10 protein-coding genes are annotated in these 18566 nt (G+C 47.5%); 2 read left to right on the forward strand and 8 right to left on the reverse strand.

Annotation, left to right across the window (positions count from 1 at the left end; all coding sequences use genetic code 11):
• Nucleotides 1-826: 826 nt before the first annotated feature.
• The 7 genes from fdhE to M0415_RS04865 form a co-directional block, all read right to left on the reverse strand.
• Nucleotides 827-1726 (reverse strand): formate dehydrogenase accessory protein FdhE, encoded by a 900-nt coding sequence (gene fdhE / locus M0415_RS04835; RefSeq protein WP_249555305.1) that lies wholly within the window; start codon nucleotides 1724-1726, stop codon nucleotides 827-829.
• Between the two features lie 2 nt (nucleotides 1727-1728).
• Nucleotides 1729-2352, reverse strand: a complete 624-nt coding sequence (locus M0415_RS04840; protein ID WP_249555303.1) for a formate dehydrogenase subunit gamma — start codon at nucleotides 2350-2352, stop codon at nucleotides 1729-1731.
• Nucleotides 2349-3251: a formate dehydrogenase subunit beta gene (fdxH, locus tag M0415_RS04845; RefSeq protein WP_088212379.1), complete on the reverse strand. Its 903-nt coding sequence runs from the start codon at nucleotides 3249-3251 to the stop codon at nucleotides 2349-2351. The genes M0415_RS04840 and fdxH overlap by 4 nt, the downstream gene beginning before the upstream one ends.
• A gap of 2 nt (nucleotides 3252-3253) precedes the next feature.
• Nucleotides 3254-6271, reverse strand: a complete 3018-nt coding sequence (gene fdnG / locus M0415_RS04850; RefSeq protein WP_249555301.1) for a formate dehydrogenase-N subunit alpha — start codon at nucleotides 6269-6271, stop codon at nucleotides 3254-3256.
• Nucleotides 6272-6794: 523 nt separating this feature from the next.
• On the reverse strand, nucleotides 6795-7697 hold the full coding sequence (locus M0415_RS04855) for an SMP-30/gluconolactonase/LRE family protein (protein ID WP_086904292.1): 903 nt from the start codon (nucleotides 7695-7697) through the stop codon (nucleotides 6795-6797).
• A 99-nt stretch (nucleotides 7698-7796) separates the two neighbouring features.
• On the reverse strand, nucleotides 7797-8648 hold the full coding sequence (locus M0415_RS04860) for a DMT family transporter (RefSeq protein ID WP_249555299.1): 852 nt from the start codon (nucleotides 8646-8648) through the stop codon (nucleotides 7797-7799).
• Between the two features lie 99 nt (nucleotides 8649-8747).
• Nucleotides 8748-12113, reverse strand: a complete 3366-nt coding sequence (locus M0415_RS04865; RefSeq protein WP_249555297.1) for a LamG-like jellyroll fold domain-containing protein — start codon at nucleotides 12111-12113, stop codon at nucleotides 8748-8750.
• 586 nt (nucleotides 12114-12699) lie between these two features.
• Between M0415_RS04865 and M0415_RS04870 the strand changes: the two genes are divergently transcribed.
• A complete protein-coding gene (locus M0415_RS04870) occupies nucleotides 12700-15537 on the forward strand; it encodes a TonB-dependent receptor (protein ID WP_249555295.1) in 2838 nt (945 codons plus the stop codon).
• Nucleotides 15538-15716: 179 nt separating this feature from the next.
• Nucleotides 15717-16472 (forward strand): sulfite exporter TauE/SafE family protein, encoded by a 756-nt coding sequence (locus M0415_RS04875; protein ID WP_249555293.1) that lies wholly within the window; start codon nucleotides 15717-15719, stop codon nucleotides 16470-16472.
• A 192-nt stretch (nucleotides 16473-16664) separates the two neighbouring features.
• Here M0415_RS04875 and M0415_RS04880 read toward each other — a convergent pair whose 3' ends face one another.
• Nucleotides 16665-18566, reverse strand: a complete 1902-nt coding sequence (locus M0415_RS04880; RefSeq protein ID WP_249555291.1) for a family 43 glycosylhydrolase — start codon at nucleotides 18564-18566, stop codon at nucleotides 16665-16667.

Consider the following 18566-nt stretch of genomic DNA (forward strand, 5'->3'; position numbering starts at 1 on the left):
AATATTTGGCTAGGATTGCCCTGCAAGTTGTGCAGATTTCACGTAGCGAACGAATGTGACTAAAGGATTGTGATTAACAAAGATTGATGAACGCGCTATTAATGAGTGCGTTGATTTACCTGGTTAAATCGCGTTGTTTAGTCACGCCTATTTTTGGTGAAAACTCACAATACGCAGATCCCCGCAATCTACCATCAGTTGAATCGTCTTTGAGCAAAATGCCTGTTGTGCAATGCGCCTAAATTATCCAAATTCCCAGAGCATTACGGTTCAATGCTATTAAACCTACCTACACAAAGAAGTCTGTTGGCTTGAATGATGATTTCGCCTCCACGCTCGCAGTTCCAGTCAGATTCGAGTTCAAGATGCATACCGCCATCGTTGTTTGTCGCTGGGTTTCTAGGTTTAGACAAACGGGTTTGAGTGACTTAAGTATTCTTATGGAATGATTGAAGCTTCTTGGTTCGCTTCTTGGCACAATAAAACACTGTTTTTATCTAAGTTATTCTAAATAATACAGTTTAATCTCAGCTCCGCAAAATCCAATATTGTTTCATCTAGGCATTCCACATGGTTTTTTATAACCATTAACGTCTTGATAATGTGGATATAAAATGAAGGGGCTGTGCTAGAGATAATGTGAAGGGGCATTCAAATCGATACAGTGTATGCGAAAAAGCCTGATAACCGCCCCACTCTGACTTTATTTGTGAGTGAGTTTGATATCACAGTCAATGACCATTCGGTCACAACTTAAGTGGTGACCGAATGGAACATGTATTATCAAAGGCCATCCATGGCCTTGTTTATTCAATCCTTTTATAGCTTAGGCCTCATGTGCAAGTAACAGGGGATTTACCGTTGTCGCACCATAGCCCTTTGCATTGAGCTCGGCATCCAACCCCAGCGTTGCGATATCATCCGCAGCCGCATCTAACAATGGCAAACGGTTGGTAAACAACATCTTAGTGTAGCCCTTACACGTCTCACAGCTTTCAATCCGCACGTTGGCTTTATGATCGTCAAAGGACCAAATGGACATTTCCCGAGATTGTTCGCAGCAAGTACAATGGGCACGCACATAATGCCACTCAGTTTCGCACAGACTGCAATGCAGATAACGTAGCCCTTCGCGGGGTTTATCGACAATCATGCTGGCGACCGGATGACTACCGCACACAGGGCATAAACTGGACTGTTTAACCCGATTGACATCCATACGTGCAATCACCATGGGCGCCCAATGGGACCAATACAGTGACAAACCCGCCCAGATAAATAAGCTGAACTGTGCGGGTACGGCACTAAACTGCCCTTGCCTTAGTTGATTGCCCCACTCTAGCAATTGAGCTGGTGACTGCTGTTGTAGCTCTTGTATCACAGGCACTAAATGCGCAGGTACTTGAGATACCAACTCCGTCAGCAGTGCTTGCAATGGCTGTAACCAAGCTTGGGCCTTAGCAGTTTGACTCACTGACAGCGGAAATTGGACCTCAGCGTCAATCATTGGTGCTGGGCCCATATCCATTGCCGCCAGTTTTTGCTGCGTCGACACAAGGATTTGGCAAAGCTTAAGATAATCCGCCAGCGGAGAATCCTGCGCTAATTGGGCTAAACGACGTGCTCTATGTTGATAAATTTTCTCAGGATCTGCCGCTTTTAGCGGTTTTAATGCTAAGGGGGATTTATCAACAAAACTTAACGGGATATCGCTGGCCATCTTCATCGCTATTTTTCCTCGTGTTCTTCTAACATGGCTGGGTGGTGCTTACGGGCCCAAGCCTTAGAGACTTTGCCGTAGAGCATCCCAGTGATAGAGCCTTCAATCCAGCAGGCCATCCATACGTGTACCACTAGGGATAACAGCATTAATATGCCGCAGGACGAGTGGACTAAGGTGGCCCAATTGACGGCTTCTGCCGAGAACATGAGGGCAAAATAAGGTTGCCACATCATGATGCCGCTGATCAGAAACGCCAGTACAAAAACCACAAAGGCGCGGAATAACATTTTCTGACCTGGGTTGTAATGGCCCACGGGCGGAATGTTTTCTTCTTTTTGCAGTAACACCCACACCACGGCTTTCATCCAGGGCAAATCGTACTTATTCCACTTATTGTGCTGGTAATAGCGGATCAGCATCACCGCCAGCAGCAGACACATAGCGATCCCGAAGAATGGATGCATCACTTTTGCCAGTTGTGGGGTGCCAACAATGCCACTCAGCCACTGGAACGAAGGGTAAAAAAACGAGAATCCCGTTAAAAAGGTCACTAAGCCCACAAAGACTATGGTCCAGTGACATAGACGATCAACGAGCTTATGGCGCACTATCATCTCTTTATGACTCATTGCTTTTCCTCCTCTGTGGCGCCGGCATCAATGTAACCGGGCTGATCTTCCTCGACGATGTTGCGCCCTACCGCAATGCGGTGCATCAGGGCGAACGCCGCCGTTGCGAGCAAGCCTGCGGTGCCCAAAGGTTTGAGCCAATCTTGACGCCATTCGGTGGCGGCGGGGATTTGCGGATCCTTTGGCATACCATAGGTTTCGGGTTGCGTGATGTCGTGGAGGATCATCATCATATGTGTTCCGCCAACACCTTCAGGGTTATAAAGTCCCGCCTTGCTGAAACCGCGTTCCTTTAACTGCTCGACGCGTTTTTCGGCATAGAACAACATGTCTTCGCGGGTACCAAAGCGCAGTGCTCCCACGGTGCAGGTTTTAACGCAGGAAGGCTCAAGGCCTACGGCGAGCCTATCGGAGCACAGGGTGCACTTATAGGCTTTGTTATCTTTGGCACTGATCTTAGGCACATTGAAAGGACAGGCACTGGCACAATAGCCGCAGCCAATACATTTGTTCGAGTCAAAGTCCACTGTGCCATTAGCATGCTGCACAATCGCGCCACTGGTTGAGCAGGCTTTTAAGCAGGCTGGATCGGCACAATGCATACAGGCAGTGTGGGTAAATTGCCAACGCAACTTATTGTTATCCATCACTTCGTGATACTGCATGATGTTCCAGCTTTCGGGTGACAGTATCATTGGGTTCTGGTAACTGCCTTGGAAAGTACCGACATCTTCACGAAGGTCATTCCATTCGGAACAGGCAACCTGACAGGCCTTACAGCCGGTACATTTAGTTGCATCAAACAGCTTAGTCACCTGCTGGACCGCACCAATGCGCGCTTGAGACGCAGGGGTGATATCCGTGGTGCCTGAGATGCGGATAATATCTTGAGAAGCCATAATTAGAAGCCCTCCGCTTTGGCAATATTCACAAGGAATGCTTTATATTCAGGGGTTTGGGTGTTGGCATCGCCCACAGATGAAGTTAGCTCGTTGACGATATAACTCTTCTGCGTCAAGGCCTCGTAACTGCCATGGCGTGGAATACCAATGGTGTGGACTTTTTTGCCCTGAACCATCATGGGTTGGAGTCGTTTAGTGACATAGGCCTTAGTCACGATGTGTGAGCGTTTAGAGCTCACTTTGACCCAATCACCGTTATTGATGCCCTTTTCCGCCGCCAAGGTTTCATCGATTTCGATAAAGTGTTGTGGCTGGGTAATAGCAGCCAGATGGCAATGTGTGGTCCAGTTGTTGAAGTGCTCCGTCATCGAGTAAGTGGTGCCAACATAGGGGAACTCTTCGTTGGTACCAAAGCTTTCACGCAGGCCTTTGAACATACGCGCCACCGGATTATTGGTGACTTTAGGATGCAGTGGGTTACTCGCCAATGGCGATTCGAACGGCTCATAATGCTCTGGGAATGGACCATCTTTTAAGTCACGCAGGGCAAATAAATGGCCAACGCCATCGGCTTGCATGATGAAAGGGTGGGCCGAATCTTCGGCGTTCAACTTGGCATTAAAGTCAGGCACATCAATGCCCTGCCACTTGTTGTCCTTGTATTCGAGTAGTACACGGCTCGGATCGCGCGGCTTACCTTGCACGTCGCAGGAGGCGCGGTTGTACAAGATGCGGCGGTTTGCAGGCCAAGCGAATGACCAATTCGGGGTAATGCCTTTGCCGGAGGGATCGCTATTATCGCGACGCGCCATGAGGTTGCCCGTTTCGGTCCACATACCTGAGTAAACCCAAATACCGCATGAGGTTGAGCCATCGGCTTTTAACTCGGAGAAGCCATTGAGTAGCTTACCGGTCGTGAGATCATAACCATTCATCTCCTGCGCGATTTCCTCAGAGCTAGGTTCATGTTCCATCGCATAATCCCACTTGATGGCTTCGATAGGCTCAGGTAAACGGCCGCCCTCTTCACGGTATAAACGTTTTAATTCCAGCATGATGCCAGAAAGAATTGCCGGATCAGATAAGGCTTCGCCGGGTGGATTGGCGCCCTTAAAGTGCCATTGTAACCAACGGCTAGAGTTAGCAATTGAACCACTTTCCTCGGCAAAACAGGTTGTGGGTAAGCGGAAGACTTCAGTTTGAATGCTGGCGGTATCCACATCATTAAACTGACCCGCATTGCGCCAGAAGCTGGAGGTTTCGTTTGCCAGCGCATCGAGCACTACTAAGAACTTCAGATTTGACAAGCCCTTAGACACTTTTTGCTTATCAGGCTGGGAGTTGAGTGCGTTGATACCTTGGATAAAGTAGCCATTAACTTCACCGTGAACCATCATGTCGATTTGCTTATTGATATCGTACTGTTGGTCCCATTTTGGCAGCCAGTCATAACCATAATCGTTTTCTGCGGTGGCATGATCACCGAAGAAGGCTTTTAACAACGACACGGTAAAGGCTGGATAATTATGCCAATAGTTGGTTTGATTTGGTCTTAAGGCTTTTGGGGTGTAATGGGCTAAATAGTTTTGTAAATCAACATCTCTATCTTGAGGCAGTTTCAGGTAACCTGGTAATCCTTGGCACAATAAACCTAAGTCCGTCGCGCCTTGTACGTTTGAGTGACCGCGCAGCGCATTCACGCCGCCGCCCATGATCCCCATATTACCAAGCAGCAATTGGATCATCGCCATGGTACGGATGTTTTGCGCGCCAACGCTGTGCTGTGTCCAACCGAGGGCATACAGGAAGGTGGCAGCTTTATGGTCAACATGGGTCGCCCCAATTTGCTGACACACTTCAAGATAGGCTTCTTTAGGCGTACCTGTGATGCTGGAAACTGTGTCAGGATCGTAGCGATCGACGTGTTTTTTCAGCAGGTTAATCACGCAGCGAGGATGGCTTAAGCTTGGGTCAACTTTTGCGTAGCCCTCTTCATCTAACTCATAGAACCAAGTGGATTGGTCGTATTTATGGTTAGCCTCATCGTAGCCACTGAATAAACCGTCATTAAATTCAAAGTCTTCCCGCACGATAAACGAAGCGTTGGTATAGGCTTTGACATAATTAAGGTTGATTTGCTGGGTTTCGAGCAGGTAGCGGATCATGCCGAGCAGGAAGGCGATATCGGTGCCTGAACGAATAGGCGCATATAAATCGGCGACGGCAGCACTGCGGTTAAAGCGCGGATCGACCACAATCAACTTGGCGTTGTTATGCTCCATCGCTTCTGTCACCCAACCAAAGCCGACGGGATGCGCTTCGGCAGCGTTACCGCCCATCACAATGGCCAGATCGGTATTTTTCATATCTGCCCAGTGGTTAGTCATAGCACCACGGCCAAAGGTGGGCGCCATCGCGGCCGGTGTTGGGGCGTGACAAACGCGGGCTATGTTATCTATGCCTAACATACCAATGGCACGGCCGAACTTATGAGTGATGTAGCAGCCTTCGTTTGCTTGGGCCGATGATGTCATCATCCCTAGGCTGACTAAGCGGTTAACGGTTTGACCCTGGGCATTTTTCTCAACCAGGTTAGCATCGCGCTCGTCTTTGATAAGTCTTGCGATTCGCTTAAAAGCCTCATCCCAGCTAATGCGCTGCCATTTATCCGAACCAGGTAAACGCACTTCGGGATATTTTAAACGGTGCGGACTGTTCACATAGTCAACCAGTCCTGCCCCTTTTGGACACAGGGCGCCGCGGTTAATCGGATTATCGGCATCGCCCTCGATATGAAAAATGCTCTGCTCCGCATTTTTCCCATTACTGCTTTGGCTGTACATCAACAACCCACAACCCACAGAGCAGTAGCAACAATTGTTACGCGTCTCTTTTGCGCGTAGCAATTTAAAACCTCTGACGGATGCAAATGCCTTTTCGGACATTAACCCCAGTGCAGAAATAGCAGAAGTCGCGGCTCCTACAGCACAGAGTTTAAAAAACTGTCGTCTATTCATTGTCATTTCACACACTCTCTTTTATGTGCTCACAAGTTGCAGCGAATACGCTGCATGCTTGAGTAGAGAACTTAACCCCACTCATGGTGCGAGTATAAAAAAGTGACCAATAATGACAATTTCCGACAGGTGATCAAAATCACACTAAGCTTTCAATAGAGTAAATATCTAAATTAAAGGGTTTTCAATGAGGTAATTAGGTTTGTGCGTTTTATTTACGTCAATATAGAGAATTAAATGCTTTTATTGATATGGACATTTTGATTAGCCATTTTGTCCACTTTGTACCAATTTCCGATGGGCGTAAATCTTATTGTTGATGCGCGTCACAAAAGTGGCGCCAGTTGCTCAGATTATGAGTGAAAATACCGATTAGCTGCTTTTTGAGCAAGATCACAATTTAAGGTAAATGATTGGGGCAACAAAGGGTGATTTTACCTGAAATTACGGTAAATCGTTTTTGTCTAAGGGATTGGTGAGTGGCTGTGATAACAATATTTACGCTAAAAACGCTGATCTAAACTTATAGCTGCCCGCAAAAACGAGGGCTGTTTACACCATAAATACCCTGTAATGGGTAGATAAACACATCGCCAGCTTGCGGCTCTTGGTCTAATTGCGATGCGTCAAGTGAGTGTTTGGCACTGGTGACTATCAGTAAATCACGCTTTTCGCCGCCAAAAGCAATGCTGGTTGGGTGGGTAACGGGCAATTTGAGAATAAGATCGACTTCACCATCGGGACGATAGCGCACCACCTGGCCACCGCCCCACTGGGCATTCCAGAGATAACCCGCCGCATCGACATCTGAACCATCAGGGAAAATATGATGGCTCGTGCTCGCAAAGAGGCGCTTACGACTCAATAACCCCTGCTCAATATCAAAATCATATTGATAGATTTGGTGTTTTGGCGAATCAGCATGGTAGAGCGTTCGCCCATCCACGCTCCAGCACAGGCCGTTGGAGATTTCGAGATTTGTAAGGTGTTGGTGGCAATGCCCTTTCTCATCTAGACAATACAGGGCTGCGGTTTGTTGCAAAGTATCGCGCTGCTCAACCATAGTGCCCGCCCAAAAACGCCCTTGCCTATCGATACGACCATCATTAAAGCGATTGCCAGCAAAATGAGATTCTGGCTGTGCCAACCATGTCAGGCTTTGATCTTCAATATCATAGATTGCAATACCGATATCGAATGCGACGATAAGTGTTGTATGCTTTGCCGTGAGGCCAAAGGAGCCGACGCGGTGCGGCATGGGGAAAGTCTCTAAGGAGCGGCTCGCGAGATGAAAACGATAAATCACAGAGGATAAAATGTCGGTCCACCAAATAGATTGGTGTAACTCATCCCATAGCACACCTTCACCAAGGCGGTTGCCCACAGGGATTGTCATCAACAGATCGCCAACCGTGACCGTTTGCATGATTTACTCAAGACGTCCTTTTACCCAGAATGGCCTTATTCTTAAACAAGGCGTTGGCAGACGCAAGGGCAAAAGGAAAAGATAAACGTTTCTTTCTATTTAGCTTTTATTTTGTGGTGCAGATTTGCTGAGGACAACCAGTGCAATGCCACCGAGGATGGCACAGGAGGCTAACAGTAATCGAAGGCTTAGGGATTCACCCAGCAATAGCACTCCGCCAACGGCGGCAATTAACGGTACACTCAATTGTACTGTTGCGGCGTAGGTGGATGACAATAGAGGTAAAATGGAATACCAAATCGCATAACCTACGCCCGAAGCGATGGCGCCTGACGCCAAGGCATAGATAATCCCCATCTGACTTACTGCTAAGGGATCTCGAACTAATAGCAGTAATAACAGTGCCATTGGCACAGTGCGGATAAAGTTGCCTGCACTGATTGGAATGGGATGCTGGGCCCCTTTGCCCTTAATCGAATAAATCCCCCAAGCGACCCCAGCGCTTATCATCAACAATGAACTCATTAGTGGCGGCGCCGACAGCCCAGGTAACAGCAGAAAAATCAAACCGGCAGCGGCGCAGGCTAATCCAAGCCATTGTCTGGTATTAAAGATTTCTTTTCGGTACAGCCCATAGCCAATCATGGTGGCTTGTACGGCGCCAAAGAGTAACAGCGCCCCCATTGAGGCCGTCATATTGATATAGGCGTAGGAAAATCCGGCTGCGTAGACAAACAATGCCAAGGCTGAGCCCCAATGTCCCTTGGCCTCCAGCGCAGGTTTGTTAAGGCTTAATAGCCAGAGCATGATGGCACCCGATAACAACCGGATCAGGGTAAAGCTGCCCGCATCGATACTGCCATCCTTTAACGCGAGCCGGCAAAGTATCGAGTTACAGGCAAAGGCAAACATGGTGAGCGTTGTCAGCGTAAATAGACGAAAAACAGTCATTAGATTCCTTAGTCACGGATAACCAGAATTCAATTACCATGCTGCAAACAATAAAAAAGCACCCGAATGGGTGCTTTCAGTATAGACAGCTAATCTCGATTATTGATTAGATTCACCAAATAAATCAGCTACATCTTGTTCAGTAATCGCTTCGTCATAGAACTTGATTTCATCGATTGCCCCTTTGAAAGGCGTATCCCAGAAGTTGACCCCGACCGCAAACTTAGTGGTCGGTACTGAGAAGATGTTCGGGAAGTTCGCGCCGGTAAACTTCAATTCACCATTGATATAGACCTTCACATCGCCGCCATTCACAGTGTACGCCAGGTGCGTCCATTGGGATTTTGGCATCACAAAACCGGTTCTACCGTCGTACCACGCGGTGCCTGACCATAACACCATGCGCTCATAATCATTTTGACCGCCTGGTAAGACGCTGGTCCAGCTAGAATCAGTCGCATAACCAAACAAGGCTGTAGTGTACTTATTCAGCTGCTCAGGGTTGAGCCACATTGATACTGAATAGGTGTAGTCTTTGATAAGGTTATTCGGCAATACAATACCAGAGGCACCATCAAAGACCGCCGCCTTGCCTACCGCGCCATCCACATAGCTGATTTTACCGCCTTCAACGCCAATCAGGTTACCCACTACAGTGCCCGCGCCGAAGTTAGCGGTACTGTCGTTAAGATTGTCTTCAAAGCTGTAGACTGCGACCGGTGTTGGCGGATTCTTAGCTTTAACGGTCGCGGTGAAGACTTTCGTCTGTGTCGCTTGACCGAGCTTTAAGGTCGCCGTTAAGGTCACCACCTTGTCTTCTTCGCCACGTGCAGGTTGCGTTACGCTACCATGGGTATCAATAATCGTTGGATCTGACGATTCCCATGAAATGGCCGAAGCATAAGGACCCGTAACTGGCAGTTCGATGTTTTCACGCACCGCAGATAAGTCGCCTAGCTCCAGAATGGCCGTTGCTGAAGACAAGAGTTCACTGTCGGCTAACTTGTCGATATCGAGGGCTTTGACTTCTTCAGCCGTTAATGCCGCTTCATATACTTTTAGCTCATCGATAAGGCCGTTGTATGGAGCATCCCAGTAGTTAACGCCAAGACCGAAAACGCCCTGTGCCCCCGTAAAGTAGTTGGCAAGGTTACCGCTACTAAAGCGTTCAACCCCGTTGATAAAGACTTTAACTAGCCCTTTATTGACGGAGAACGCCAGATGCGACCAAGTGTTTTCAGCGATGCGCTCACCCGTTACACCATCAAACCAGGTCTCCAGTACTGAGCTGCCACTGGTATCGATATTATGGCTCCAGAACATGGTATTACCGTCCCAGCCCTGTGGCAGCAAACTGACCCAGGTATTGGAGAACTTGCTACCATCTTCAGCGGTTTGCTCGTTAACTGCGCCGAAGAATGCCGTGGTAAATCCTGTGATAACCGCAGGACTTGCCCAGAAAGACACTGTGTACTCGTAGCTGGAGATAATGCCCGATGGCAGCAACACCCCGTGGGCACCATCTAATGATAGGGCTTGTCCTTCAAAGCCAGTGGCGTAACCAATGGCATCACCCGCTTTGTAGATCCTATCGCCAGTGGGTTGACCATCACTAAATAAGCCTAAGGTATCCTTGAGGTTATTCTCGAAGCTGTACTGGGCAATACGGTTATAGGTTTTATGGGCAAATACGGTGATTTGGAAGGTTTTAGTCACCTTCTTACCATTGACCATAATCGTCGCGGTTAAGGTCACGACCTTATCGCCTTCTCCCACGTTGGGTCTGATAATGGTGCCATCGGCACGGATCACTGACTCATCGCTCGATTGCCACTCGATAGTCGCCCCACGGGTACCATTTGTCGGTAAGTCGATCGTGCCTTCGGTGGCTTCGGTCGGCAGGTTAATGCCGTTTGCCGATGCCGATAAAATTTCCTCAGTGGTTTTATCGGTGAGTTTCACGCCCCAAATACTCGCCCCATCATTAGAAATGGCGCTAAATGTCGGCATGAGTTTGTTTTGCTCAGGATCCCATTGCCAGGCGAGTACGCCTTCAAACGTGCCTAAATTGTCTAGCGTTAAGGTGATTTGGTTGTCATCGCCCTGTTGGTAAGTACCTGTTACATCGCCAGAGACTGTACCTTTATTGGTCCAAGTACGGGATAACTTCACATGGACTGATTTGTGTGCCGCGGTATTAATATTTTTTGCGTGATTAATAAATTGATAATCACCGGTGACATCGATTTCATCGACAATGTTAGCGCCGTTGATCGGTGCATAACGCTGTGGTGAGGCAACTAACCAACCATCGCTGTTGAGAAATAGCTCATGTACGCGCACGCTGTGACCTTCGCCGGTATCGGGGAAGCGCGTATGGAATACTAAGAAGTATTTGCCCGTTTGTGCATCATAAAAAGCGGAGTTGTGGCCGGGTGAAAGGTAACCGTGATCATGACCCACATCGCCCGGGTGGGCCACAAATTGGAAACCGCCCATCAGTTTGACGCCATAGTCGGCGATATTACCTGCGGCCGTTGCGCCAATCATGTCGAGACCCGCGGCATCCACATAGGGACCGTTAGGATTTTTAGCGCGAGAGATACGAATGTTATAACCGTCTTTTTGGGCGAAGCCGCCAAAGGAGGTAAACATATAATAGTATTCAGATTCTGGGCTGTAGATGACATATGAGCCTTCGATGGCACTGTAGTTACCACCCATGATCTTAGTGCCATAGCCCTGATCCGCTAACGGTTTACCCGTTGCTGGATCTAACTGCATCACCCAGATCCCGCCGGAATAGGAACCATAGGTCATCCACAGGCCGCCATCTTTATCGTAAAACACGGCTGGATCGATAGCGTTAGGGTCGACAAAGCCATCGTAAATTTGACCGTTTGCGCCAGGGTTTTCAGCCCCCTCTTGACCTGATTTCAGGATCAAGCCTTGGTTAACATAAGGGCCTAAAATATTGTCAGAGGTGGCCATCCCCAAATAGGAGCGCGATACGCAATCAATTTTATCGGGGCCGCCACAGAAGTCGTAATAGAAATGGTACTTACCGTCGGCAAGCTTTATCACATCCGGTGCCCACGAGCCAACAAAGCCACCCGTCCATGCGGTGCCTTCCGCGATTTCTGACTCATAGGTATTGAACAGGCTGCTCTCGGCTGCACCATCAGAGGCAATTTGTGTCCAGTTCATTAAATCAGTAGAACTGGCCACTGCGAGGTGGGAGCCGAAAACATAATAGGTGCCATCGGTATCTTTAATGATGGAAGGATCATGAACCACTGCATTTTTGTAGCTCACCTCACCTGCAATTATCGGATCCGCCGATGTCATAGGGGGAGGAAGTGTAAAGGTATTTGTGTCGTCTGCACTATAGCTGCTGTCGTCCCCACCACAGGAGGCTAGTGCCATGATCAAGCTTGCTGACACGAATGAGCGTTTAAGCACCATGAGCGTCGTTCCTTTTATTGTTGTGTTTGATAATTAGGTTAGCGTTTATCAATGTATCAAATCTAAAAGTAATACAATACTACTGTAACACTAAAATTACATTAGCATTCTGGGGATAGAAGTAAATATCTTGTGACAGAGATTTGTGAGATTTTGCAAAACATTTGACGTTAAGGTCAGCTTGCTTGACCAGTCTAACCTATTCAATCAAGACAATGCTTTAGTCACCAAACCTTAATGCCATTCAGTAAACTCGTTTAATTTCATGTTGATAGTGTTTATGCACCTTTTCGTCGCATTTTAGCGAAATGTGATCTTGCTTTCCTATTGCGTCAAACAGTGAGTTGACATGCAAATAGTCATACAATATTATTTTAACAGTTCGGATAAATTCTTAACCTCACCCGTTGAAGCGAAATTGGTTTAACGCGGTGCACTATACGCTACAAAATCGGCAACAAAATTCTAAATTTTCAGGGACACTGTGGGGATGTCCGTGACTCTGAAGTGGAATAAAAAAGACCGGGACGTCAGATGGTGTCTTAGGCTACCGGGTCAAATAATAAAACTACCGGAGATTAACTAGATGTTTAAACAGACTTATTTGGCAAGTGCTATTCTGCTTGCTCTTGCTAGTCAAGCGACGTATGCGGCAGAAGCTGAAGCGACACAATCGCCTCAGACGGAAGAAACGTCACGCCCCTCTTCTGGCGGTAAAGCGCAAAATAACGAAGAGATGGAGATCATTCAGGTTCAGGGGATCCGTGGTAGTTTAAATAAAGCGGTAGAACTTAAACGCCAAAACATTCAAGTTGTCGATGCCATTATTGCCGAAGATATCGGTAAGTTCCCAGATAATAACGTGGTTGAAGCCTTGCAACGGGTAACGGGTGTTCAAGTGACTGACCGTGCATCAGGTGAAGCCAATACCGTGAGTATTCGTGGTTTAACCGACGTAACCACTACAGTTAACGGCCGTCAAGTTTTCACTGCAGCAGGTCGTGAAGTCGCTATTGCTGACGTACCTGCGGCATTACTCGGCAGTGTAGAAGTCTTTAAAACCCGCTCTTCTTCTCAAGTCGCCAGCGGTATCGCGGGTCAAATTGACATTCGTACCCATAGACCTTTTGATTTCCAAGAAGAAAAAATTTCGGTAGCAGCCAAAGGTATTTACTCTGATCAGCCTGACACTATCGATCCCAATTTCAGCGCCTTAATTAGCGACCGCTGGGATACCAGCATCGGTGAAGTCGGCGCATTAGTTAACGTCTCCTATATCCGCACCAACTATAATGATCAAGTGGTTGCACCTGGCGCATCAATGCCCTATTACGCTGAAACTGGTGTCCAAATCCCTGATACTTATTGGAAGCGTGGCCTAGCCCATGGTTTAGATACCAGTGAAGGGGCATTAATCAACGGTCAGGAATATCTGCTCATGCGCGACGCCGTATTCCAAAATATGAATAACGGTGAGCGTGAACGTCCAGCACTGAACCTATCATTGCAATGGGCGCCAACTGACACTTCCGAATATCTTTTTGAAGCATTCTATAACGGTTATCGTAATGATAACTTCAACTCTATGCTCTTTAGTAACGTAGATTCATCTGCTAACTGGAGCCAAGTGATTCAAGATGGTATTGAAGTTTATGATGGTACCAACGTGGTAAAATCGCGAACTGCCTATAACGTTGACGGATTTAGCAGTTCAGACCATAGCCATAACAAAACAGATAGTTATGTATTTGCCTTAGGAGGTAAGTGGGACTTTGATAATTTGACCTTAAAGTCTGAAGTGGTCTATCAAACCAGTACCTATGAATCACAATTTCTGGCGATGCGTGGTGTAAGCGCGAATAGCACTAAAACTTTTTATGGTGTTGATGTTGACTATAACGACAAAAGTGATGGTGTTCCTAGCTGGGTTTATTTAGATAATCCAGATACTGATATTAATGAGTCTGATTTAACTCAATATGCCCTATGGCAAACGGCTCAATTATACGATAGTGGCGCTAAGGACGAAGGTGATTCAGTTACTTGGACATTCGATGGTGACTATTTCCTCGACTACGGCATATTTACTAAGATGAAATTTGGTGTTCGTGCAGAACAACGTGGTGCCAAACACGGACTTTACGATGCCGGTTCCTTAAACACCAACGTGTTGTTTAGCGATCTTGACCCTAACATGTTCACAGTAACCTCCGGCTTCTTTGATGGCCGTGGTAATGTGCCAACCAGTTGGGCGATTGCCGATGGTAATTATTTATATGCTAACCGCTCAGCCATTGAAGCTATGTATAACGCCGATGAGCAAGCCCTTGCCATGTATACCAACTATGACATCACCGAAAAGTCATATGCTGCATATATTCAAAGTGATTTTGAGACCGAGTTATGGGGTAAGCAAGTTGATGGTCAAATCGGCCTTCGCTATGAGAAAGCCGATGCAGATATGGATTTCTGGGAACGCAAAAAATATGCTGCAGAGGATGTTGTTGATGACATTCGATACTATCTCGTTCATGACACAGATACCAATGGAAGTGCGGAGTTATTACCAAGCTTAATGGTACGCTTCTGGTTAACTGACGACTTGGTTGCACGTTTTGCCTACACTGAAACGATTCGTCGTCCCGCCTTTGGCGATTTAACCACTGCGATTTCTTATACAGAGGACTTAACAAAGCTTGGGTTCGGTCAAGCTTCAAGTGGTAACTCTAAGTTAGAACCTACTACTTCACAAAACTATGATTTCTCATTGGAATATTACTTTGGTGAAGGATCTTCCATATTCGGTACTTATTTCCGTCGTGATATTGAAGGTTTCGTATTTAACTCTTCTTCTACTATTACCCGTGAAGTTGACGGCGAAACCAAAAAATATATCTTAAGCCGTCCAGAAAACGCTTCAAACGGAAAGCTGACAGGATTTGAGCTAGGTACTGTATATTTCCCAGAGAATATGCCTAGTTACTTAGATGGCTTAGGTACTCAAGTCAGTGCAACCTTCTTAGATTCAAGCCAAGACATTCCTGAGTTTGACTCTGAGAGTGGTGAGCAAATTGGTACTACAACTCGTGAACTATTCGGTGTGTCTGATACTTCTATGAGTGCGGTATTGATTTACGATAAAGACGATTACAGCGCGCGTTTATCATACACTTGGCGTGATAAATTCTTAAGTGCGTATGATGCAGGTAGCTTTGCAATGCCACGCGGTATTTACCGTAAGCCAGAGCAATCACTGGACTTCCAGTTCAGCTACAACATCAGTGATGAGTTTGTATTAACCTTCGATGCGACAAATATTCTTGATGATATCTATCAAGAATACTACGAGGACTCAGTACTCTATAACCGTACGAACAGTATCTACACTCGTACTTTTGCATTGGGTGCGCGTTACTCCTTCTAATTGACCACTGTTATTTAAACCGAAAAAGCTAATCCTGTGATTAGCTTTTTTTATGCTTTGAATTTAGACAGCTAGCAAGAGTCTTAAAGACGCTTAAGAACCTGCTGGCCATCAAACTGCTTTTGTCTCTGGGCAAGCTTTGCTAGTTTAAGGATTACACTCTTCCTCAAATATTGACTATGCATTTCGCTTGGTTCGACTTTACGCTGATCCCTATCGATATCTTTGCCCTGCTGACAATGACTGCGGCGTTTACTTCGTTTTTTACTGCCTGTTTTGGGATTGGTGGTGGCGTAATGTTGTTGGGAGTGATGGCGCAAGTTCTTCCGCCCCAAGTGATTATTCCCCTCCACGGCGTGGTGCAATTGGGCTCGAATTTGGGTCGCGCACTATTAGGTTGGCAGCATGTGCAGTGGTGGCTTATCAGTCGTTTCTTACCCGGCGCGCTCGTTGGTGCTGCCTTGGGGAGCCTAGTGTTAGTCGCATTGCCGCCAAAGGTCATGTACCTCACCATAGCCTTGTTTATTTTGTACTCCTGCTGGGGACCGAAAATCCCCCGCGTGGTGCTGGGAACAGCTGGGACCATTATCGCTGGTGCGTTAACTACCTTTATTTCGTTATTTGTCGGCGCGACAGGTCCCTTAGTGGCGGCCTTTATCAAACAATTAGAGGTTGACCGTTTTCGTACTGTCGCGACCTTTGCGATGGCGATGTCCCTGCAACATGGCGTCAAAATTATCGTTTTTGAGGGGCTGGATATTCCTATCCTGCCTTGGTGGCCGCTGCTACTTTGCATGATTTTAAGCGGCGCCTTGGGAACCTGGCTTGGCTTTAAGATGTTAGCGCGGGTGACGGATAAGTATTTTGGCGTCGCTTTTAATTGGGTGCTGACACTGCTGGCGATACGTTTATTGTGGCAGGCCTTGGTGGGATAAAAACCATGGGATAAAAACTATGGGAGAAAAGAGCCTGAATAAAAAAGAGCAGCAGTTGCAAGCACAACTACTGCTCTGGTGCCGAGCAAACAAGGCTCAACCAAGATGCCGTTAAGCGACCTCAACTTAAACGACATTACAAGCACGCGTTTAGCCACCGCCGTGGTGATGCTCAGTTATTTAGAGGATGAATTATTTCACCTCTCTAAAATAGAACTGTTGTGAAATGGTGTTTTTCCACACGTCCTCCACTATGTTATCGCCATTGGCATAGGAGCCATTGGCCACTTTCATGGACGAACCACCCTTGCGAGACACTAGCCTTAATGAGCCATTGGGCATCAACTCGCTACGGAACTCGCTGTCGACTGCATTACACGCCCCTAGCCCTAGATTACCTTCGTTGGTCACAAGGCATTGTTGCGCCTTATTGTTTGAACGTTGGATGGATTGCAGACGGTAAAATCCATCGGTTGTCGGCATGGCTTGCCACTGCTGACAGGCATCGCCGGTGTATTCAAACTGAGCCACATTGGCATTAGGTTTAAGCTGACATTGTTCGGCGCTGACCACTCGGCCGCTATGGGCATTGACTATGGCAAATGTTGAGACAGGCTCAATCCGCCAATCGGTGCATTCACTGACACGGTTTTCCCCGGCAATCACCTCGGCGCCAGCCTTTTTACTGCAGTTTTTCACCTGCAGATTGCCGATGGAGCGATCGTTTGCGAAACGGAACCAGCCTTCACGGGTCGAATCCACCGACCAACGCTGACAACGGGAGGCGACCCAAGGCGCAGTATTCAGTGCCGTTGAAGACTCATCTTGGCACTGAGCCTGGGTTAAAAAGGTTCCCTGACCCACATTAGCAAAGCGGTATAGACCATCGTTACTCGGGTCGATAACCCATTGGCTGCTGTCATCTTCGCACTTACCGACACTGACCTGCCCCTTGGCATTGGTCACTAGGCATTGACCGACTTCACGGCTCACGATGCGGTATTTCACACCTTCCACTTGGGTGGTTATCGGACCAAACTCGCCACTTGGGACAGGCAGTTGTTTTTTATCCGCCATCGGTTCGCCAAATTTAGGCAAGCCTTTGTTATCCCAAGTAAAGGGTTGAGCACGTGCCGCACGGGTACCGCTACAGCCGTCGGAGACCGAGGAGTTGCCATGGTAAATGAGCCAATCTTCTTTGCCATCGGGAGACTTGAAGAAACCATGGTGGCCAGGGCCATAGACACCATTGGCCTTGCTAAAGAAAGGCTTGTCGTACTTAGTCCATGCGGCGGGATCCATAGGATCGTCACCGGTGAGTTCAACCACGGCCAAGGAATAATCCTCAGTGTTACAAAAACTTGCCGAGTGAACTAAGAAGGTTCTGCCCTCATGCTGGATGATTTCAGGACCTTCGTTGACGTTTAAGCCTGATTTTTCCCAGTCGTGAATGGGCGCAGTGATCACCTTATGTTCACCCTCAACTGTCCAAGGATTGCTCATCTTGGCAATCAAGTTGACTTGATCTTGGCCGTGCCATTCGGACCAGAGGAAATATAACTGGCCTTTATACTCCAAATAGCTGCCGTCGATATTCCAGTGGTCGGGCATTGGCGTGCCCTTAAACTTGTATGGCCCCATAGGGTCGCTGCCTTCACTCTCAAGGATATGGTTACGCTGGCCATCGAAGTTTTCTGCCACGCCCGAGGTGTAAATCACATACCAACGTAATCCCTGCGCAGTTTGCAGAGGGTGAAATTCAAATGCCCAAAAATTACAGCAGTTGGATTTATCTGTGCCGCTCCAAATATTGTGGGCCGGCGCATCGGCAAGCCCTGCAATGGTGGGCGATTTACGCATCACCAGCTCAGAGGTCCACGTGGTGGTGGTGAGGTAATAGTTACCATTGTGGTATTCGAGCCAAGGATCGGCTCCATTTCGAAATAACGGATTTGCAAAGGTCGCTGCGGTAATGCGGTTTTCATCCGCGCCCTTCGCACTCTCTGCGGCATATAGGTTACCTGCCCCCAAGCAGGTCGTAAGTCCCATGGCCAGCGCAAGCGTAGCCATTCGTTTGTTGATTGTGTGAGTCAT

The sequence above is a fragment of the Shewanella sp. 10B genome (assembly GCF_023475885.1).
Lineage (GTDB): Bacteria > Pseudomonadota > Gammaproteobacteria > Enterobacterales > Shewanellaceae > Shewanella > Shewanella mangrovisoli.